This window comes from Micrococcus sp. KRD070, assembly GCF_017168435.1.
GTDB classification, from domain to species: Bacteria; Actinomycetota; Actinomycetes; order Actinomycetales; family Micrococcaceae; genus Micrococcus; species Micrococcus luteus.
Genome location: NZ_JABFNH010000019.1, coordinates 1 through 20,466, shown reverse-complemented (window position 1 = coordinate 20,466; position 20,466 = coordinate 1). Strand labels below are relative to the sequence as shown.

The following is a 20,466-nucleotide window of genomic DNA, read 5'->3' as shown; positions in this document are numbered from 1 at the left end:
TTCCACGGTGGTCTGCACGCCCGGCCGCGGGCCGCGGCGCGCCGCGGCCGCCGTCGTCGGCGTGTCCGGATCTTCCCCCACCCTAGTGCCTGGCGTTCCCGGGACGACGGCGGCGCCGGGGACGGGCCGGTGTCCAGGCTCGTCCCCGGCGTCGCCGGTGGTCGACGGTGCGGCGTGCCGCGCGGGCCCGCCGCCTCCGTCAGCGGGCGGGGTTCCGGTCGCCGTCGGCGGCCATGGCGAAGTTCAGGCTGGAGTCGGGGTGACCCTCGTAGGCCTGCTCGGCGATCGTCGGGGACTGCTGCGGGTCGTGCGCGGCGCCGTCGTGGCCGGCCACGGTCGCCTCGTCGAACTGCAGCTCGCCGCTGAGGACGCGCCGGGCACGCTCGCCGTCGAGCTCGCCCACCCAGCGGCCGACGAGGAGCGTGGCCACGGCGTTGCCGGTGAAGTTGGTCAGGGCGCGGGCCTCGGACATGAACTTGTCGATGCCCACGATCACGCCCATGCCGCCGAGCAGCTCGGGTCGGTGCGCCTGCAGGCCGGCGGCGAGCGTGGCCATGCCCGCGCCGGTGACGCCGGCCGCGCCCTTCGAGGCGATGATCATGAAGACCAGCAGGCCGATCTGCTCGCCGAGGTTCATCTCCGCGCCCATCGCGTTGGAGACGAAGAGCGCGGCCATGGTCAGGTAGATGGCGGTGCCGTCCAGGTTGAAGGAGTAGCCGGTGGGCACGGTCACGCCCACGACGGACTTGTCCACGCCGGCGTGCTCCATCTTGGCGATCAGGCGGGGCAGGGCGGTCTCGGAGGAGCTGGTGGCGAAGATGAGCAGGTACTCCCGGCCCAGGTACTTCATGAGGGCCAGGATGCTCAGGCCGGTCACGACCTTCAGGACGGTGCCGAGCACCACCACGATGAAGGCGATGCAGGTCAGGTAGAAGGCGCCCATGAGCAGTGCCATGGCGCCGATCGGGGCGACCCACATCACCATCATGAGGATGCGGAACACGACGCCCTGGATCAGGGTGAGACCGCGCAGCAGCGGGGCGCCGGCCGGGCCCATCTGCTGCAGGGCGAAGCCCACGAGCAGGGCGATGAACAGGGTGGGCAGCACCGGCAGGGAGCCGGGGATGATGTCCAGCAGGAACTGGACGGTGCCGTCCGCCGCGGCCTGGGGCTTGTTCGGGTCGTAGGGCGTCAGCTTGAGGCCCTCGCCGGGGTGGATGAGGTTGCCGACGACGAGGCCGATGGCCAGCGCGAACGTGGACATCGCCATGAAGTAGACCAGGGCGATGCCGCCCACGCGGCCGACGGTCGCGGCCTTGGCGATCGAGCCGACGCCGAGGACGATCGTGCAGAAGATGACCGGGCCGATCATCATCTTGATGAGGGAGACGAAGCCGTCGCCCAGCGGCTTGAGGGACTTGCCGAACTCGGGGAAGAACAGGCCGACGGCGGCGCCCAGCACCACCGAGGCGATCACGGCGATGTACAGCCAGTGGGTGCGGTCCTTCTTCGTCGCCGGGGCCGGCGGGGCCGAGGTCTCGGCCGGTGGGGTGTGCGCCATCGGGCGTTCCGTTCTGTGCGGTGGTGGGGCGCCGCCGAGCGGTCCGCAACGGCGCGGGAGGGATGTGACCACTCTCGCGGCCCCGGGTGGTGTCGGTCACGATTGCGGTCATAGTGGTCACGGCGGCCGACGGACTGCAGGATCGTGGGGGTGGACCGGCGCGTCGCCGGCCCGAGGGAGGAGAGGCATGCGCCACCCGTGGTCGATCGCCCGGCGGATCGCCGTGGTCCACGTGGCGCTCGTGGCGGCCATCGCCCTGTTCAGCGTGTGGAGCGCCTACCTCCAGGCCCGCGAGGTGGCCCAGCGCGTCGAGGAGCGCCACGTCCAGGGCGTCACCACCCTCGTGGCGCGCGACCCCGCGCTCGTCTCGGCCCTGCGGGCCGGCGACGCCCCCGCCTTGCAGGCCGGGATCGACGGCTGGATCGCCGAGGCACAGGTCTCGTGGCTGACCGTGATGGACCCGGACGGGATGCGGTTGGCGAGCTGGCGCCCCGAGCAGGTCGGTGTCCGCTACCCGAAGCCGGTGGACGCCGTCGTCGCCGGGGACACCGTCGTGGAGCTCTCGAGCACCGGTGCGGCGGGCCGTTCGGTGCGCGCGCTCGCACCGGTCGTGGACCCGGAGGACGGCACCGTCCTGGGCGTGGTCACGACGGGCGTGCAGATCTCCGATGTCGCCATCATGGCCCAGGCCCAGATCCCCGGCATCCTGCTCGGCTCGGCCGCCGTGGCCGCCGTCGGCCTGCTCGTCGCCTGGCTCGTGGGCCGGTATCTGAACCGGGTGACGCTCGGACGCGGCCCCGAGCAGATCGCCGAGCAGTTCCTGCTGGCGGAGACGGCCATGGACTCGCTCGAGGCCGGCGTCGTGGTCCTCGCCCCGGACGGGCGGGCCCGCCTGCACAACGACGCCGCCGCGCGCCTGCTCGGCTGGGAGGGCGCGGGCGAGCCTCGACTGCCCACCGAGCTCTCCGCGGCCCTGCCGGGCGCGGTCAGCGGCGAGGCGAGCCTCGCCGCCGGCGGGCGGGTCCTCGTGGTGCAGCAGCGTGTCGTGCGGTCGCCCGGCCGTTCCGACCCCGGCGGGTCGGTCCCGCCGACGGCCCTCGCCGCGGCCGCCCGCGAGGGCGTGACCACCGCCCCGGCGGGATCGCGCGTGCTCGTCCTGCACGACCGCACCGACCTGCAGCGGCTCGGCGACGAGCTCACCGTGGCCCACACCCTGACCACGGCGCTGCGCGCGCAGACGCATGAGCACGCCAACCAGCTGCACACCGCCCTCGCCCTCGTCGAGTCGGGCCGGCTGGAGGCCGCCCGGGCCGTGCTGTCCCGCCGCGCCCCGGACGAGGAGGCCTCCGACGACGTCCTCGCCGCCCTGCTCGACGCGAAGGCCGCCCAGGCGCGTGAGCGGGGCGTGGCGCTGACCTGGTCCGCCGAGCTGACCGCGCCCGCCCCGCTGCGCCCGCTCGACCTGCTGACCGTGCTGGGCAACCTCGTGGACAACGCCCTCGACGCGGCCGCCGCACCCGACCTGTCCGCGGCAGACCGGTGGGTCGACGTCGAGGTGGTCTCGGACGCCGCGGGCCTGCTCGTGCAAGCTGGCCGACGGCGGCCCCGGACCCTCCGACGCGGACCGCGGCCGACTCTTCGACCGGGGCTGGTCGACGAAGCCCGTCGGCGCCGCCGGACGCGGCATGGGGCTGTGGCTGACGCGGCGGATCGCGGAGGAGGCCGGCGGGGTCGCGGACGTCGCGACCGACTCGGGCACCGTGTTCACCGTCGAGGTGCCCCGCGACCCCCGACCCCAGGAGGAGATATGACCGCCCGCCCGTACCGGGTGCTCGTCGTCGAGGACGAGCAGCTGACGGCCGAGACCTACGTGGCGCACCTGGACCGGCTGCCGGGCTTCGAGGTGGCCGCGGTGGCCGGCTCCCTGTTGGCCGCGCGGCAGGTCGCCGCGGCGGGCCTGCACGCGGACGGGCGCTTCCCGTTCGACGTCGTGCTGCTGGACATGAACCTGCCGGACGGGCACGGCCTGGACTTCCTGCACCAACTGCGCGCGGCCGGCTTCCACGGCGGGGTGCTGGCGCTCACCGCGGCCACCGACCTGCCGGTGGTGCGCCGCGCCGTCGCGTACGGCGTGACGCAGTACCTCGTGAAGCCGTTCGGGTTCGACGAGTTCGCGGATCGGCTGGGCGGGTTCCGCGCCGCCTCGGCGATGCTGGCCGGCGACGGCGCCCTCGACGGCCAGGAGCAGGTGGACGCCGTCTTCCGCGTCTCCCGCGAGCGGCGCGCCGAGGCCCTGCCCAAGGGGCTGACCGAGAGCACCCTGCGCGAGGTGGTGGAGCTGCTGGGGGCGGACCCGGAGACCGCCCTGAGCGCGGCCGAGGTGGGCGAGCGCCTGGGCATCTCCCGCGTGACGGCCCGGCGCTACCTCGAGCACCTCGAGCGGATCCGCCGGGTGCGGCGCTCGGCCCGGCACGGCGGCCGTGGCCGGCCCGAGCAGGAGTACCGCTGGGCCGGCCGCACGTGAGGGGGCTCAGCGGGCCGGGCGCAGCACCCCGGCCAGGGCCTCGAGCACGGCGGGGTCCTCAATGGTCGAGGGCACCGCGTACTCCTCGCCGTCGGCCATCTGCCGCATGGTCTTGCGCAGGATCTTGCCCGAGCGGGTCTTGGGCAGCGCGTCCACCACGACGACGTCGCGGAAGTCCGCCACCGGGCCCACCTCGCGGCGCACCGCCTGACGCAGCTCGTCCAGGAGCGCGGCCTCGGCCTCGGAGCCGGCCTCGGGCGTCTCGACGCCGGACTTGAGGACCACGTAGCCCGAGGGCCGCTGGCCCTTGAGCGGGTCCGCGATGCCGATCACGGCACATTCGGCCACCGCCGGGTGGGCGGCCAGGGCGGCCTCGAGGACGCCCGTGGACAGCCGGTGCCCGGAGACGTTGATGACGTCGTCGGTGCGGCCGAGCACGAACACGTAGCCGTCCTCGTCCACGACGCCGGAGTCACCGGTCGCGTAATGGCCGGGGAACGCGCTGAGGTAGGAGTCGATGTAGCGCTGGTCGTCGCCCCACAGGGTGGGCAGGGTGCCCGGGGGCAGCGGCAGCCGCAGGGCGATGTTGCCCTCGGTCCCGGCGGGCACGGGCTCGCCCAGGCCGTCCAGGACCACGAGATCGACGCCCGGCGAGGGCACCGAGGACGAGCCGATCTTCACCGGCAGCTGCTCCAGGCCCACCGGGTTCGCCGCGATGGCCCACCCGGTCTCGGTCTGCCACCAGTGGTCGATCACCGGCATGCCCAGCAGGCCCTCGATCCACCGCTGCGTCTCCGGGTCCAGGCGCTCGCCCGCGGCGAAGAAGTGCCGCAGGGAGGACAGGTCGTGGTCCTTGAGCAGCTCGCCCTCGGGGTCGGCGCGGCGGATCGCGCGCAGCGCCGTGGGGGCCGTGAAGAAGGAGCGCACGCCGTGGTCCTCGATCAGCCGCCAGAACGCGCCGGCGTCGGGCGTGCCCACGGGCTTGCCCTCGTACATGACCGTGGTGGCCCCGGCCAGCAGCGGGCCGTAGACGATGTAGGAGTGCCCCACGACCCAGCCCACGTCCGAGGCCGTGCACATCGCCTGCCCCGGACCGACGTCGTAGATGTGCTCCATGGTCCAGCGCAGGGCGACGGCGTGGCCCCCGTTGTCCCGGACGACGCCCTTCGGCTTGCCCGTGGTGCCCGAGGTGTAGAGCACGTACAGCGGGTCGGTGGCCTGCACCGGGACGCAGTCGGCCGGCTCGGCGGCCGCGACGGCCTCGCCCCAGTCCTCCCAGCTCGCGCCCCCGCGCCCGTCGGCGTCCGCGAGCGCGGTCTCGAAGCCCTCGCGGTGGTGGACCAGCACCGTGCGCACGGGGTGCGCGGCGGTCTCGAGCGCCTCGGCCACGGCGGGCAGGTATTCGACCCGGCGCTTGGGCTCGATGCCGCCGGAGCAGGTGAGCACGACGTCGGGGGCGGCGTCGTCGATGCGGGAGGCGAGCTCGCGCGGGGCGAAGCCGCCGAAGACCACGGAGTGCACCGCGCCGAGCCGCGCGCACGCCAGCATCGCGATGTGGGCCTGCGGGATCATCGGCAGGTACACGAGGACGCGGTCGCCCTTGCCGACGCCGCGCGCGGCCAGGGCGCCGGCCAGGCGGGCCACCGCGTCCGTGAGCTCGGCGTACGTGTAGCGGGTGACCTCACCGGTCATCGCGGAGTCGTGGATCAGCGCGACGGCGTCCCCGCGGCCCGCCTCGACGTGCCGGTCCAGGCAGTTGAAGGCGGTGTTCAGCTCGCCGTCCGGGAACCAGCGGTACAGAGGCGCGGCGGAGTCGTCGAGGGCGCGCGTGGGCGCGACGGTCCAGTCGATGGCGCGCGCCGCGTCGAGCCAGAACCCCTCGGGGTCGCGGAGGGAGCGGGCGTGGGCGTCGGCGTACGCGCCGGAGGGGCGGTCTTCGGCGGGGGCATCGTGGGTCGCCATGCGCCCAGGGTAGTGCCGTGGATCACAGGGGGCAAGGGATCTGTATACATTTCGTGCCCCGTCAGTGAGGCGTGGCGGCACGCGCGAGACCCGCGCCGGGGACGCACCACCCAGCCCCCGCACGCCGGACGACGCTCCCCGTGGACGGCGTCGCCCGGCACGCGCATCGGACACACCCCCTGCCCTCGGCGGGACTGTTGTGTATACACTGGCGGCATGCGAGCGAGTGAGCGGGCGTACCAGGCCCTGAGGGCGGAGATCCTCGACTGGTCCCTCCCTCCGGGCGCGGGCCTGGGCGAGGTGGAGCAGGCCGAGCGCCTGGGCATCTCGCGCACCCCTCTGCGCGAGGCGCTCTCCCGCCTGGTGGCCGACGGCCTGGCCGAGCAGGCCCCGGGCCGGGGCATCGTCGTCGCCGACCTGTCCCTCGAACAGGCGGACCAGCTGTTCGACCTGCGCATCGCCCTCGAGTCCCTCCTGGCGCGCCGGGCCGCGCAGCGGGCCACCCCGGAGGCGGCCGAGCGGTTCACGGTCCTCGCGGGCCGTTTCCAGGAGGCCGAGGCGGCCCTGCGCGGCGGGACCGACCCGGCGGACTACTACGCGATGACGGCCGAGCTGGACAGCCGGCTGGACGAGGCCGCCGCGAACCCCTACCTCGTCTCCACCCTGCGCACCCTGCGCCTGCACCTGGCGCGCCTGCGCCGACTGGCCGCGGACGACCCGGCCCGCCTCGCGGCCTCCGCCGCGGAGCACGCGGACATCGCCGACGCCGTCGGCTCGGGCGCCGCAGACCTCGCGGAGGCGACCACGCGGGTCCACCTGCACCACGCCTTCCACCATCTGACCCGGCGCGGCCGCGCCGAGGAGACCCCGACCCTGCTGACCCCCACCGAAGGAGACCGACCATGAAGAACCATCACGTGCGCGTGCACCGCTCCGAGGAGAACCTCGAGCGCAAGGACCAGCTGGCCTGGAAGCTGGCCGAGGTGGCCGTCGACGACGTCGAGGTGCTGCCCGAGGTCGAGGAGATGATCATCAACCGGATCATCGACAACGCCTCCGTCGCGGTCGCCTCGCTGAAGCGCGGCCCGATCGTCGCCGCCCGCGCCCAGGCCCTGTCCCACCCGGTCTCCACCGGCGGTGCGGGCGCCTCCGTGTTCGGTGTGGAGCAGAAGGTCTCCCCCGAGTGGGCCGCATGGGCCAACGGCGTGGCCGTCCGCGAGCTGGACTACCACGACACGTTCCTGGCCGCCGAGTACTCCCACCCGGGCGACAACATCCCGCCGATCCTCGCCGTCGCCCAGCACACCGGCCGCTCCGGCAAGGACCTGATCCGCGGCATCGCCACCGGCTACGAGATCCAGGTGGACCTCGTGAAGTCCATCAACCTGTACGGCCACAAGATCGACCACGTGGCCCACATCGGCCCCTCCGCCTCCGCCGGCATCGGCACCCTGCTCGGCCTGGACACCGAGACCATCTTCCAGGCCATCGGCCAGGGCTTGCACACCACCACCGCCACCCGCCAGTCCCGCAAGGGCGAGATCTCCACGTGGAAGGCCCACGCCCCGGCGTTCGCCGGCAAGATGGCCGTCGAGGCCGTGGACCGCGCCATGCGCGGCCAGACCTCCCCCGTCCCGATCTACGAGGGCGAGGACGGCGTGATCGCCTGGCTGCTGGACGGCCCGGACGCCTCCTACGAGGTGCCGCTGCCCGAGCAGGGCGAGCCCAAGCGCGGCATCCTGGACACCTACACCAAGGAGCACTCGGCCGAGTACCAGGCCCAGGCCTGGATCGACCTGGCCCGCAAGCTCCACAGGGAGCACCCGGAGGCCACCGACCCGGCGAACGTCGAGTCGGTGCTGATCAAGACCTCGCACCACACCCACTACGTGATCGGCTCGGGCGCCAACGACCCGCAGAAGTACGATCCGACGGCCTCGCGCGAGACCCTCGACCACTCGATCCCCTACATCTTCACCGTGGCCCTGCAGGACGGCTCCTGGCACCACGTGGACTCCTACGCCCCCGAGCGCGCCCAGCGCGAGGACACCGTGGCCCTGTGGCACCGGGTGACCACCGTGGAGGACCCGGAGTGGACCCGCCGCTACCACTCGCTGGACCTCGCGGAGAAGGCGTTCGGCGGAGCGGTGGAGATCACCCTCAAGGACGGCACCGTCATCACCGACGAGATCGCCGTGGCCGACGCCCACCCGCTCGGCGCCCGGCCGTTCGCCCGCGAGCAGTACATCCAGAAGTTCCGCACCCTGGCCGAGGGCATCGTCTCGAAGGAGGAGCAGGACCGCTTCCTGGCCGCCGCCGAGCGCGTGGCCGAGCTGCAGCCCGGCGAGCTGGACCAGCTGAACATCCTGGCGGACCCGGCGTTCCTGTCCGAGGCCGACCTCGCCGCCGCCCCGAAGGGCCTGTTCTGATGCTGTACTCGACGAAGACGGCCGAACAGAAGCGGATCGACCTGCGGCAGACCCTGAAGCAGGGCGGCGCCCAGCAGTTCCCGGGCGCGTTCACCCCGCTGACCGCCAAGCTGATCCAGGAGAAGGGCTTCCCCGGGGTGTACATCTCCGGCGGCGTGCTCGCGAACGAGCTGGGCCTGCCCGACGTCGGGCTGACCACGCTCACCGAGGTGGCCGTGCGCGGCGGGCAGATCGCCCGCCTCACGGACCTGCCGTGCCTCATCGACGCGGACACGGGCTTCGGCGAGCCGATGAACGTGGCCCGCACGGTGCAGGAGTTCGAGAACGCCGGCCTGGCCGGCTGCCACATCGAGGACCAGTTCAACCCCAAGCGGTGCGGCCACCTCGACGGCAAGAACATGGTGGAGCTCGACACCGCGGTCAAGCGCATCGCCGCCGCCGTCCACGCCCGCCGGGACCCGAACTTCCTCATCATGGCGCGCACCGACCTGCGTGCCGTGGAGGGCCTGGACGCCGCGATCGCCCGCATGAAGGCGCTCGTGGAGGCCGGTGCGGACGCGATCTTCCCGGAGGCCCTGAAGGACATCGGCGAGTTCGAGACCGTGTGTCGCGAGCTGGAGCCCCTCGGGGTCCCGGTCCTGGCGAACATGACCGAGTTCGGCAAGTCCGAGCTGTTCACCCGCCGGCAGCTGGCCGACGCCGGCGTCGCGATGGTGATCTACCCGGTCACCCTGCTGCGCTCCGCGATGGGCGCCGCCGAGCGCGTGCTCCACGCCATCAAGGAGGAGGGCACCCAGCAGTCGCAGGTGGAGCAGATGCTCACCCGCGCCCGCCTGTACGAGCTGGTGGACTACGAGGGCTACAACGCCTTCGACACGGGCATCTTCAACTTCGACGTGCCCACGCTCGACATCGGCGCCAACCACGCCGACCTCTGACCCGTCACCGGGCCCGCCCGTGCGCGGGCGGGCCCCACTCCCCGAGGAGGGACACCATGACCGAGACCGAGATCAAGAAGGGCCTGGCCGGCGTCGTCGTGGACACCACGGCGATCTCCAAGGTCAACCCGGAGACGAACTCCCTGCTGTATCGCGGCTATCCCGTGCAGGACCTGGCCGCGCAGCTTTCGTTCGAGGCCGTCGCGCTGCTGCTCTGGACGGGTGAGCTGCCCACGGACGAGGAGCTGACCGCGTTCGAGCGCTTCGAGCGCACCCACCGTGCCCTCGACCCGAAGGTGAAGCAGGCCATCGACCTGCTGCCCACCGACTGCCACCCCATGGACGTCGGCCGCACCGCCGTGTCCGTGCTCGGCGCGAACCACCCGAAGGCGGAGGACTCCTCCCCCGAGGCCGAGCTGGAGAAGGCCCAGGCGCTGTTCGCGGCGTTCCCGGCCGTCGTCGCCTACGACCAGCGCCGTCGCCGCGGCCAGGAGGTGGTGGAGCCGCGTGAGGACCTGGACTACTCGCAGAACTTCCTGTGGATGACGTTCGGCGAGGAGGCCGCCCCGGAGGTCGTGGACGCGTTCCGCGTCTCGATGGTGCTGTACGCCGAGCACTCGTTCAACGCCTCGACCTTCACCGCGCGCGTGATCACCTCGACGCTCTCCGACCTGCACTCGGCCGTGACCGGTGCGATCGGCGCGCTCAAGGGCCCGCTGCACGGCGGCGCCAACGAGGCCGTGATGCACACCTTCGACGAGATCGGCATCCGGAAGGAGGAGTCCCGTGAGGACGCCGCCGCCCGAGCGAAGGCATGGATGGAGGACGCCCTGGCCCAGAAGAAGAAGGTCATGGGCTTCGGCCACCGCGTCTACAAGAACGGCGACTCCCGCGTGCCCACCATGAAGGCCGCACTGGACCGGATGATCGAGCACTACGGCCGCGAGGAGATGCTCGGCCTGTACGACGGTCTGGAGCAGGCCATGGACGAGGCCAAGCAGATCAAGCCGAACCTCGACTACCCCGCCGGCCCGACGTATCACCTCATGGGCTTCGACACCGAGCTGTTCACGCCGATCTTCATCGCCTCACGCATCACCGGCTGGACCGCCCACATCATGGAGCAGCGCGCCGCGAACGCGCTGATCCGCCCGCTCTCGGCCTACGACGGCCCCGAGCAGCGGGAGCTGCCGGCGGGCTGAGCCTCGTGAGGGGCGGTCGGGGCGACTTGTCGGAGGTGTAGACGCAGATCACCTCCGACACGTCGCCCCATTCGCTCGCGGCGCGGTGCCGCGTGCACGACGACGGCGGGTCGCCCCGGGTGGGGCGGCCCGCCGTCGTCGTGTCGTCATCGGTGCGACGCCCTCGCAGAGTGGTCACGACACGCCGCGTGCCGGGCGCGGCGACGGCGTGTCGTGACCACTGTGTCGGGCCGGTCGTCGGCCCCTCAGCGCCGGGCCGCCGCGTCGGCGCGGCGGGCCAGGCCGGCGGCGACGAGGCCGGCGAACAGCGGGTGCGGGCGGGTCGGCCGGGAGGAGAACTCCGGGTGGGCCTGCGTGGACACGTAGTACGGGTGCACGTCCCGGGGCAGCTCCACGAACTCCACGAGGGCGCCGTCCGGGGAGGTGCCGCAGATCGCGAGACCGGCCTCCTCGAGGCGGTCGCGGTAGGCGTTGTTCACCTCGTAGCGGTGGCGGTGGCGCTCGGTCACCTCGGTGGTGCCGTAGGCCTCGGCCACCACGGAGCCCGGGCGCAGGGTCGCGGGGAAGGCGCCCAGGCGCATGGTGCCGCCGAGGTCCCCCTCGCCGGCCACGATCTGCTCCTGCTCGGCCATGGTGGCGATCACGGGCGAGGCGGTCTCCGGGTCGAACTCGGTGGAGTCCGCGTCCTCCAGGCCGAGGACGTTGCGGGCGTACTCGATGACCATGGACTGCAGGCCCAGGCACAGACCCAGCGTCGGGATCCGCTGCTCGCGGGCGTGCCGCAGCGCGCCGAGCTTGCCCTCGAGCCCGCGCACGCCGAAGCCGCCGGGCACACACACGGCGTCGACGTCCGCGAGCGCCACCGCCGCGCCCTCGGGGGTGGCGCACTCGTCCGCGGCCACCCAGCGGATGCCCACCTTGGCCCGGTGGGCGAAGCCACCGGCGCGCAGCGCCTCGGTGACGGACAGGTAGGCGTCCGGCAGGTCCACGTACTTGCCCACGAGCGCCACCGTGAGCTCGTGCTCCGGGTGGTGCACGGCGTCCATGAGGGCATCCCACGCGGTCCAGTCCACGTCCTTGAACTTCAGGTCCAGGGACTGCACCACGTGGGCGTCGAGGCCCTGGTCGTGGATGACGCGGGGGATGTCGTAGATGGAGGGGGCGTCGGCGCAGTTGACGACGGCGTCCTGCGGGACGTCGCACATGCGGGCGATCTTGCCGCGGACATCGTCGGGGACGGCCCGGTCCGAGCGCAGCACGATCGCGTCCGGCTGGATGCCGATCGAGCGCAGGGCGGCCACGGAGTGCTGGGTGGGCTTGGTCTTGAGCTCCTGCGAGGGGCCGATGTACGGCACGAGGGAGACGTGCAGGAAGAAGACGTCGTCGCGGCCGACGTCCTGGCGGACCTGGCGGGCGGCCTCGAGGAAGGGCTGCGACTCGATGTCGCCGACGGTGCCGCCGATCTCCGTGATGATCACGTCCGGGGCGGGGCGGTCGCCGCGGGGCTCCGCGGGCAGGCGCATCCGGCGGCAGATCTCGTCGGTGATGTGCGGGATGACCTGGACGGTGTCCCCGAGGTACTCGCCGCGGCGCTCGCGGGCGATCACGGTGGAGTACACCTGGCCGGTGGTCACGTTGTCCAGGCCGTCGAGGTCCTCGTCGAGGAAGCGCTCGTAGTGGCCGATGTCCAGGTCCGTCTCGGCGCCGTCCTCGGTGACGAACACCTCGCCGTGCTGGAACGGGTTCATGGTGCCCGGGTCCACGTTGAGGTAGGGGTCGAGCTTCTGCATCACCACCCTGAGCCCGCGCGCCTTGAGCAGGTGGCCGAGCGAGGAGGCCGTGAGCCCCTTGCCGAGGGAGGAGGCGACACCGCCGGTCACGAACACGTGACGGGTGACGCGCGTGGACGTCTGAGTACGAGAAGTTCGTTTCACCACGGATTTTGAGCGTATCAGGTGCGGGGCTCAGCGCGCGCGCGGATGCGCGGCGGAGTAGACCTCGCGCAGGGAGTCCACGGTGACGAGGGTGTACACCTGCGTGGTGGTCACGGACGCGTGCCCGAGCAGCTCCTGGACCACGCGGACGTCCGCGCCGCCGGCCAGCAGGTGCGTGGCGAAGCAGTGGCGCAGGGTGTGGGGCGAGACGTCCGCCTCGAGGCCGGCGCGCTCGGCCGCCCGCTTCAGCACGGCCCACGCGGACTGCCGGGAGAGCCGGCCCCCGCGGGCGTTGACGAACAGGGCGGGCGTGGAGCGTGTGACTCCCGTCATGATCGTGGGCCGTCCCCGCACCAGCCATGCGTCGAGCGCGGCGGCCGCGTAGGAGCCGATCGGCACCACGCGCTCCTTGGACCCCTTGCCGAACAGGCGGACCACGGGCTGGCCGCCGTCGTCCCCGGTCTGCGCGAGCCCCACCACGTCGTCGACGTCGAGGCCGACCACCTCGGAGATGCGGGCGCCGGTGCCGTAGAGGAACTCGAGCAGCGCGCGGTCCCGCAGTCCGGCGGGGGTGTCGACGGGCACGGCCTCCAGCAGCGCCGTCACCTGCTCCACGGGGAGCGCCTTCGGCAGGCGGTCGCCCGGCTTCGGCGGGTGGACGTCGCGGGCGGGGTCGGCGGGCGTGAGTCCCTCGAGGGCCCAGAACCGGTGCAGGCCGCGCACGGCCGCGAGCACGCGGGCCGCCGAGCGGACCGCGAGGGGCCGCCCGCCGTCCTCGCCGGTGCCCAGCGCCCGCAGGAAGCCGGAGACGTGGCCGGGGTCGACGTCGGCGGGGGCGCGCACCCCGTGGGCTTCGAGCCAGCGGCGGTAGCGCTCGAGGTCGCGGCGGTAGGCGGCCAGCGTGTTCGCGGCGAGGCCCCGCTCGACGGCCAGGTGCTCCAGGTGGCGGCGGAACGGGGCCGCGAGCGCGGACTCCGCGCCCCGGCCCCCACGGCTCCCACGGGCCTCGGCCTCGCCGCTCCCCCGGGCGGCCGGGTCGGTGCTCACGCGGGCCAGTCCGCCCCGGGGCCGTGGCGGTCCGGGACGAAGGGGGCGTCCACGGGGCGCAGGCGCCGCCACCCCTGGGCGCGGTGGGCGCACAGGGCGAGGATCGCCACGACCGTGGAGGGGTTGTGCACGCGCCCATCCAGGACGGCGTCGGTCACCTCGTCGACGCCGACCCACACGAGCGGCATGGCGGCCTCCTCGTCCTGCCGGGTGTGCCGCTCGCCGTCGGGGATCTCTTCGATCTGACGGGCCAGGAACACGCGGATCGCCTCGCTGGAGCCGCCCGGGGTCGTGTAGTAGTCGACGAGGGTGTGCCACTCGCGGGCGCGCAGGTCGGCCTCCTCGGCCAGCTCACGGACGGCGACCTGGTGGAGGTCCTCCCCGTCCACGTCCCGCAGGCCCGCCGGGATCTCCCACAGCTCCATGCCCACGGGGTGGCGGTACTGGCGGACGAGGGCCACCTGCTCGCGGGGGCCGGTGGTGGTGAGCTTGGTGCGGACCGCGAGGATCGCCACGGCGCCCGGGTGCACCATCAGCTCCCGGGTCAGGGGATCCTGGGACTTGTCCGCCGGGTCCAGGCGGAACGACTCCCGGGCGATGTCCCACACTCGGCCTTCGTAGACGGTCTTCGACTTCTTCACCGGGCGGGGGACGTGCAGGTCGCGCAGGGGCGAGCGTCCCGCGGACGCGGGGATCTCAGGCATGGGGCGATCCTTTCATGTCGGGGCGGCGTCCGCGGACCGGGTCAGCCGCGTTCGCGGGCGGAGGACTCGAGCAGCTCCCGGGCGTGCTCGCGGGCCGCCGCGGAGTCCCCGTGCCCGGCGAGCATGCGGGCGAGCTCCTCGACCCGTTCGTCGGCCGTCAGCGTCACGACGTCGGAGGTGGTCACACCCGCGGCCGGGTCCGAGTTCTTCTCCACCCGCACGTGCCGGTCCGCGTAGGCGGCGACCTGGGGCAGGTGCGTCACGGCGATGACCTGCACGTGGCGGGCGAGCCGGGCCAGGCGGGCCCCGATCCGCACGGCGGCCTCACCGCCCACGCCGGCGTCGACCTCGTCGAACACGAAGGTGGGCACCGGGTCCGTGGCGGCCAGGACCACCTCGAGGGCGAGCATCACGCGGGAGAGCTCGCCGCCGGAGGCGCCGCGGCCCAGGGGCCGGGGCTCGACACCCGCGTGGGGGCGCAGGGCGAGCGTGACGTCCTCAGCGCCGTACGGGCCGAGACCGTCCCCGGCGACCGGCGTCAGTCCCACGTGGAACGAGGCGTCCGGCATGAACAGGGCGTGCAGCTCCTCGGTCACCGCGGTCTCGAGCCGCTCGGCGGCCGCGGTGCGCAGGGCGGTGAGGGTCGCGGCCCGTTCGCGCAGCGCGGCGTCGAGCCGGTCGACCTCCGCCTCGAGCTCCTCGAGGCGGCCGGAGTCGCCCTGCAGCTCGTCCAGGCGCGGACGCTGGGTCCGGGCCCAGTCGATCACGTCGGCGAGCTCCGGCCCGTAGAGCCGCTGCAGTCGTGTGAGCTCGGCCAGCCGCGACTGGGCCGCGTCGAGGTCGGAGGCCGCGTCGGCGTCCAGGTCAGCGGTGTAGCGGGCCAGGTCGCCGGCGATGTCCGTGAGCACGACGGCGGCCTCGGCCAGGCGCGCGGCCGCGGCGGCGAGCTCGGGGTCGTCGCCGGGGGCGGCGAGCACGGCCTGCTGCGCCGCCTCCACGAGGCTGACGGCGCCGGGGGTCTCGTCCATCGTGTCCACGTCGGGGCCGGCCAGTCGGGCGTGTGCCTCCCCGGAGGCGGCGCGCAGCTCCTCGACGTCCTCGAGCCGGCGGATGAGAGCCCGCAGCTCCTCGTCCTCGCCCTCCTGCGGCTCGGCGAGGTCGATCTCCTCGAGCGAGCGCTGGAGCGCCTCGGCTTCGCGGGCCCGCTCTTGGCGGTGGGCGGTGAGCTCCTCGCGCTCCCGACGCGCGGCGGTCCAGGCGGCGTGGTCCGCGCGGTAGGCGCGCAGGGCCGCGGCGAGCTCGGCGCCGCCGAACGCATCGAGGGCGTGCCGCTGGGCGTCGGCGCCCTGGAGGCGGACCTGGTCGTTCTGGCCGTGCACGGCCACGAGGGTCGCCCCGATCTCGGCGAGCAGGCCGACGGGCACGGTCCGCCCGCCGGCGGCGGCGCGCGAGCGGGTCCCCTCCCCGGACGCCGTGACGCTGCGGCTCAGGACGAGCTCCCGGACGCCCTCGTCGGCCTCGTCCAGCACGGCCCCGGCGTCCTCGGCGAGGGCGAGCGCGGCGTGCGCCTCGGGCAGGCGGACGCCGGCGTCCACGACGGCACGGGACGAGCCCCGGCGGACCGCGCCCGCGTCGGCGCGAGCGCCGAGCAGCAGGCCCAGGGCGGTGACCACCATGGTCTTGCCGGCGCCGGTCTCGCCGGTGACGACGGTGAAGCCGGGGTCCAGGTCCACGGTGGCCTCGCCGATCACGCCGAGCCCCGAGATCCTCAGATGGTCGATCATGCGTCCTCCCCGGGGTGACGCGCCCCGCGGTCGCGGTGGCGCTGGATGTCCGCGGGCGAGAGCACCGACAGCGGCATGGTGGCCGGTTCGACGACGTCGGGACGCGGCCCCGCGTGCCGCGGCTCGACGGTCTCCACCGCGTGGAGCACGCCCGCCCGCTCCTGGGCGGTGACGGGGCCGCGCCAGCCGTCCGTGGGCAGCCGGAACTTGCGCACGAGCCGTTCCGCGAAGGGCGTCGGGTTGAGACGGGCCAGGCGCACCGGCTCCGCCGACCGGGACACCTCGATCCGGGCCTGCGGCGGCAGTTCGACGGTGCGCCGGCCGTCACACCACAGCACACCGGTCTCGCGGGTGCGGGTGAGCACGTCCACGCCGATCGTGGAGCGCGGACCCACCACGAGGGGGCGGGTGAACAGGGCGTGGGCGCTGATGGGCACGCACAGCAGGGCCTCCACGGAGGGCCACACGACGGGGCCCCCGCCGGAGAAGGCGTAGGCGGTGGAGCCGGTGGGGGTGGCCAGGACGACGCCGTCGCAGCCGAAGGCCGTCAGCGGCGAGTTGTCCACGGAGACGACCACCTCGAGCATCCGCTCCCGGTGGGACTTCTCCACGGAGGCCTCGTTGAGGGCCCACGTGCGGGCCACCTCGCGGCCCTCCACGAGCACGACGACGTCCAGGGCCATGCGCTCGATCACCACGTAGGACTCCGAGGCGATCGCCTGGACGGTGCGGTGCAGGTCGGTGCGCTCGGACTCGGCGAGGAAGCCGACGTGGCCCAGGTTCACCGCCAGCAGTGGCACGTTGTGGCCGCGGACGAAGTCGGCCGCCCGCAGCACCGAGCCGTCGCCGCCGAGGACGAGGCCGAGGGTGATGTCCTCGAGCTCGCAGTCGACCCCGAGGGCCTCCGGCGCGAACTCCGGGGGGTCCCCCGCGGCCGCGCGGATGGCGGCCACGTCCTGTTCGAGCATGACGCTGACCAGGCCCTCCTCCGCGAACATGCGGGTGGCCTGCAGCGCCGCGCTGATGGCGTCCTCGCGGCCCGTGTGGGTCAGGACGAGGACACGACGTCCGGGGGTGTAGGGCATGGTTCCTTCCGCGAGCCGGGGTGCCGGGCACTGCGCTCCAGGATAGCCACGAGATCGGACACGCGAACCGGTGGCCCCGCGCCCGTGGACGGGCGGCGCCCCCCCGGACGCGGGTCAGGACCAGTCGATGTGGGCGCCCCGGACCCACCCGGCGGCGCGCTCGTCGGCGGGCGTGGCCGGGCTCGTCCTGCCGGCCGGGTCGTCGGCCGCGGTGGCGTCGGGGCGGTGGAGCCGCAGGAAGAACTCGGCGTTCCCGTCCTGGCCGGCCAGGTCGGATCGGGTGAGGCCGCGGGGGGCGAGGCCGGCGCCCAGCGCGGCCGCGGCCACCCCGGCGACGGCGTCGCGGCGGGCGTCCGGATCGGTGACGACGCCGGAGCGCGGCAGGGCGCGCCGCCCGACCTCGAACTGGGGCTTGACCATGAGCAGCAGCTCCGCGCCGGGTCGGCACACGCCCGCGAGCGGGGCGAGGACGAGGCGCAGCGAGATGAAGGACAGGTCGGAGACCACCAGGTCCACCGGACCGTCGATGTCCTCGGCCCTGAGGTCGCGGACGTTGAGCCCCTCGCGCACGAGGACGCGGGGGTCGGCCCGGACGGGCGGGGCCAGCTGGTCGTGGCCCACGTCGACGGCGGCCACCCGTTCGGCGCCCCGCTCGAGGAGGACCTGGGTGAATCCGCCGGTGGAGGCCCCGGCGTCGAGCGCCCGGCGGCCGGCCACGGCGACGTCCGGGAATGCCTCGAGCGCGCTGACGAGCTTGTGGGCCGCACGGGAGACGTACCGCGGGCCCGGGTCGCGCAGGCGCAGCGTGGCGTCGGCGGCCACGCGGTCGGAGGGCCGGCGCACCGGGCGGCCGTCGAGGAGGACCTGCCCCGCGCGGATGAGCGCCGCGCCCTCCGTGCGGGAGCGGGCCAGGCCCCGGGCGGCCAGGGCGACGTCGGCGCGTGCGGTCTCAGCCACGCCGTGGGTCCGCGAAGGCCTCGGCCCCGCCGGCGAGCAGAGCGGGCAGGTGCGCACGGACCCACGTGGGCCGGTCCGGCCCGGGGGCGGCGGCCGCGGTCTCGCGCGTGTCGATGCCGGTCAGGACGAGCACCGTGTCGAACCCCGCCGCGTTGCCGCCGCGGATGTCCGTGTCCAGGCGGTCGCCGACCACGAGGGGACGGGCCAGGCCGAGGGCCTCGGCCGCCGTCCGGAACAGTCGTGGCTCGGGCTTGCCCGCCGCGACGGGCGCGGTGCCGGTGGCCCGGCCCACCGCCTCGACGAGGGCCCCGTTGCCGGGGGCGATCCCCTCCGCGCGCGGGATCGAGGTGTCCAGGTTGGTGGCGACCCAGGTGGCCCCGGCGCGCACGGCGTACGCCGCCTCCGCCAGATCGGCCCAGCCGAGACCGGGGTCGAAGCCCTGGATCACCGCGTCGGGACGCTGCGCCGCGGACGCGACCACCTCGTAGCCCCGCTCCTCGACCACGGCGCGCAGGTACGCCGAGCCGACCACGAGCACCCGGCCGGTGCGGCGGCCGAGCGTCTCCTCGAGCAGGTCGACGCCCGCCGGTGCGGAGCCGAAGACCTGCCCCGCCTGCGCGGGCACCCCGAGCGTGCGGAGATGCTCGGCCACAGACTCCGGCGCGCGGGAGGCGTTGTTCGTCACGAACCCGACCGGCACGCCCCGTTCCTGCAGCGTCGACAGCGTCTCGACCGCCCCGGCGATCGCGCCGCCTCCGGCGTAGACGACGCCGTCCAGGTCGCACAGCAGCCCGTCGTGACCGGCGAAGAACGTGGCGCTCACCGCTCGTCCGCCTCCGGGGCCTCGAGGGCGTCGAACAGCGACAGCTGGTTCGGGTCGACCTCGTCCGGCGCGTCGACGGCGGCCGGCGGCTCTGCGGCGGCCTCCGGCCGGGGCGCCTCGGTCGGCTCCGTGGCGGCCTCCGGCTCCTCGGCCGGGGATCCGTCCGCCGTCGGCTCCGCACCGGCCTCGGCCGCATACCGCTCGTGGCGCCGTTCGCGGGGGGACGGGCGGCGGTCCCGGGGGTCCTCGACCGGCTCGGTGTCCACGTCGATGATCTCCGGGTCCGCGAACCCGCCCACGCCGAGGGCCTTCTCCGCGACGCGCACGGCACGCGCCCAGAGCCGAGCCTCGTCGCGGCGCCCCAGGGCGAGCAGCACGTCGGCCTGACGCTGGAACAGCCGGGGAGAGAAGGGGTAGCCGCGCCGCCGGTCCAGTTCCGGGATCTGCAGGGCCTCATGGGCGCCCTGGAGGTCGCCGGCGTCCTCGCGGATGCCGGAGACGACCATGGCCAGCTCGGCCCGCGCCGCCCGGTCCAGACGCGAGGCATCCACCTCGGCGGCCAGCTGCAGGGCCTTCTCCGTGCGGCCGAGGGCACGCTCGCTATCCACCTGCGCGGCGATGTGGGTGTCATCGCCCGTCATACGCCGGTAGGTGCGGAACTCGCGCAGCGCGTCGGCGTACTCCCCCGCCGCGTAGGCGGTGAGCGCGACTGCCTCGCGCACGCGTGAGAGGCGGCCGCCCTTGCGGGACGCGGCGAGGGCGTGCTGGAACGCCAGCGCCGGGTCGACGTCCAGGTAGCGGCCGGCCATCACGAGATGCTTGGCGACCCAGCTGGCAGGACGCTCGTCAAGGCCGTTGATCTCCTTGAGCGTGCCGCGGTCGAGCTCCTGGCCCGTCACGTCCGGGTCGATGTCCGGAGAGCGCTCCTGGTCCGCACGATTCGCCGCTCGGAGGTCACCGGGATTGTGCGCGGGTCGTTCGGCGCGGTCCTCGCGACGAGGGCCCGTCGGCGCACCGCGGCGCTCGGGGCGTCCGCCCCCCTGGCCCGGGCCGCGCCGCCGGTCCTCGTGAGGCCCGCCGGAGCGGCGCCGGTCACCGGCACCGCTGCGAGGACGTCCGTCGCGGTCACCGCCACGACGCCGGCCATCACCGCCACCACGGGGCCCGCGGCCCTCGGATCCGCGGTCCTCGCGGCGCTCTCGGGGGGTGTCCTCAGCCATGGTGTCCTTCCTGGGCGTCACGCCGCGACGGTCCGCGGGAACGCGGTCTCTGTTCCTCATGTGCCGGCCTCGCGGCCGGGTCCTCAGGGGACCAGGCTAGTGCCCGGAGCCTGTGGCAGACCGTCCTTGCGGGGAAAACAGTCCAGAAATGCGGGAAGGGCCTCGCACACAACGGTGCGAGGCCCTCCCTCAAAGAATGTCCGGCGGCGACCTACTCTCCCACAACCTCCCGGCTGCAGTACCATCGGCGCTGTGGGCCTTAGCTTCCGGGTTCGGAATGGAACCGGGCGTTTCCC

General features: G+C 74.2%; 16 protein-coding genes, 1 rRNA gene and 1 pseudogene. 7 read left to right on the top strand and 11 right to left on the bottom strand.

What is annotated here, in order from left to right:
- Positions 1 to 199: 199 nt before the first annotated feature.
- Entirely contained in the window at positions 200 to 1,561 is a 1,362-nt protein-coding gene (locus tag J1M38_RS06825; RefSeq protein WP_044659886.1) for a cation:dicarboxylate symporter family transporter, read from the bottom strand.
- Between J1M38_RS06825 and J1M38_RS12255 the strand changes: the two are divergent.
- The 3 genes and pseudogenes from J1M38_RS12255 to J1M38_RS12245 form a co-directional block, all read left to right on the top strand.
- Positions 1,482 to 2,195: pseudogene (locus J1M38_RS12255) on the top strand (hypothetical protein); the annotation flags it as partial. The gene J1M38_RS06825 and the pseudogene J1M38_RS12255 overlap by 80 nt on opposite strands.
- A 955-nt stretch (positions 2,196 to 3,150) precedes the next feature.
- Entirely contained in the window at positions 3,151 to 3,372 is a 222-nt protein-coding gene (locus tag J1M38_RS12250) for an ATP-binding protein (RefSeq protein WP_342356216.1), read from the top strand.
- Positions 3,369 to 4,085 carry a response regulator gene (locus J1M38_RS12245; RefSeq protein ID WP_036338133.1) on the top strand — a complete coding sequence of 239 codons (717 nt, stop codon included), beginning with the start codon at positions 3,369 to 3,371 and terminating at the stop codon, positions 4,083 to 4,085. Before J1M38_RS12250 ends, J1M38_RS12245 begins: the two co-directional genes overlap by 4 nt.
- Positions 4,086 to 4,091: 6 nt before the next feature.
- Here the strand turns inward: J1M38_RS12245 and J1M38_RS06810 are convergent, their stop codons facing one another.
- A complete protein-coding gene (locus J1M38_RS06810) occupies positions 4,092 to 6,047 on the bottom strand; it encodes an AMP-binding protein (protein ID WP_036315720.1) in 1,956 nt (651 codons plus the stop codon).
- A 216-nt stretch (positions 6,048 to 6,263) separates the two neighbouring features.
- Between J1M38_RS06810 and J1M38_RS06805 the strand changes: the two genes are divergently transcribed.
- Genes J1M38_RS06805 through J1M38_RS06790 form a run of 4 tightly spaced genes read left to right on the top strand, consistent with a single transcriptional unit; the run spans position 6,264 to position 10,616 of the window.
- Positions 6,264 to 6,953, top strand: coding sequence for a GntR family transcriptional regulator (locus J1M38_RS06805; RefSeq protein WP_020628108.1), 690 nt, complete (start codon positions 6,264 to 6,266; stop codon positions 6,951 to 6,953).
- Positions 6,950 to 8,476, top strand: coding sequence for an MmgE/PrpD family protein (locus J1M38_RS06800; protein ID WP_036315722.1), 1,527 nt, complete (start codon positions 6,950 to 6,952; stop codon positions 8,474 to 8,476). The genes J1M38_RS06805 and J1M38_RS06800 overlap by 4 nt, the downstream gene beginning before the upstream one ends.
- The gene (prpB, locus tag J1M38_RS06795; RefSeq protein WP_036315724.1) at positions 8,476 to 9,414 is read left to right on the top strand and encodes a methylisocitrate lyase; all 939 of its coding nucleotides are present in this window, start codon (positions 8,476 to 8,478) and stop codon (positions 9,412 to 9,414) included. The genes J1M38_RS06800 and prpB overlap by 1 nt, the downstream gene beginning before the upstream one ends.
- Positions 9,415 to 9,470: 56 nt before the next feature.
- Complete coding sequence (locus J1M38_RS06790; RefSeq protein WP_044659885.1) at positions 9,471 to 10,616, top strand: bifunctional 2-methylcitrate synthase/citrate synthase; 1,146 nt, start codon at positions 9,471 to 9,473, stop codon at positions 10,614 to 10,616.
- Positions 10,617 to 10,861: 245 nt separating this feature from the next.
- Here J1M38_RS06790 and J1M38_RS06785 read toward each other — a convergent pair whose 3' ends face one another.
- The 9 genes from J1M38_RS06785 to rrf form a co-directional block, all read right to left on the bottom strand.
- The gene (locus J1M38_RS06785; protein WP_080695883.1) at positions 10,862 to 12,571 is read right to left on the bottom strand and encodes a CTP synthase; all 1,710 of its coding nucleotides are present in this window, start codon (positions 12,569 to 12,571) and stop codon (positions 10,862 to 10,864) included.
- 9 nt (positions 12,572 to 12,580) lie between these two features.
- The gene (gene xerD, locus J1M38_RS06780; RefSeq protein ID WP_036315732.1) at positions 12,581 to 13,597 is read right to left on the bottom strand and encodes a site-specific tyrosine recombinase XerD; all 1,017 of its coding nucleotides are present in this window, start codon (positions 13,595 to 13,597) and stop codon (positions 12,581 to 12,583) included.
- Entirely contained in the window at positions 13,594 to 14,301 is a 708-nt protein-coding gene (locus tag J1M38_RS06775) for an NUDIX hydrolase (protein WP_044659884.1), read from the bottom strand. Before J1M38_RS06775 ends, xerD begins: the two co-directional genes overlap by 4 nt.
- 41 nt (positions 14,302 to 14,342) lie before the next feature.
- A complete protein-coding gene (gene recN / locus J1M38_RS06770; protein WP_036383274.1) occupies positions 14,343 to 16,085 on the bottom strand; it encodes a DNA repair protein RecN in 1,743 nt (580 codons plus the stop codon).
- Positions 16,082 to 17,170: an NAD kinase gene (locus J1M38_RS06765; protein WP_036383271.1), complete on the bottom strand. Its 1,089-nt coding sequence runs from the start codon at positions 17,168 to 17,170 to the stop codon at positions 16,082 to 16,084. Before J1M38_RS06765 ends, recN begins: the two co-directional genes overlap by 4 nt.
- Before the next feature lie 114 nt (positions 17,171 to 17,284).
- A complete protein-coding gene (locus J1M38_RS06760; RefSeq protein ID WP_145015970.1) occupies positions 17,285 to 18,127 on the bottom strand; it encodes a TlyA family RNA methyltransferase in 843 nt (280 codons plus the stop codon).
- Positions 18,120 to 18,950: an HAD-IIA family hydrolase gene (locus J1M38_RS06755; protein ID WP_049147786.1), complete on the bottom strand. Its 831-nt coding sequence runs from the start codon at positions 18,948 to 18,950 to the stop codon at positions 18,120 to 18,122. The genes J1M38_RS06760 and J1M38_RS06755 overlap by 8 nt, the downstream gene beginning before the upstream one ends.
- A complete protein-coding gene (locus tag J1M38_RS06750; RefSeq protein ID WP_223247459.1) occupies positions 18,947 to 19,849 on the bottom strand; it encodes a hypothetical protein in 903 nt (300 codons plus the stop codon). Before J1M38_RS06750 ends, J1M38_RS06755 begins: the two co-directional genes overlap by 4 nt.
- Before the next feature lie 519 nt (positions 19,850 to 20,368).
- Positions 20,369 to 20,466: ribosomal RNA gene (rrf, locus tag J1M38_RS06745) — 5S ribosomal RNA — on the bottom strand; the annotation flags it as partial.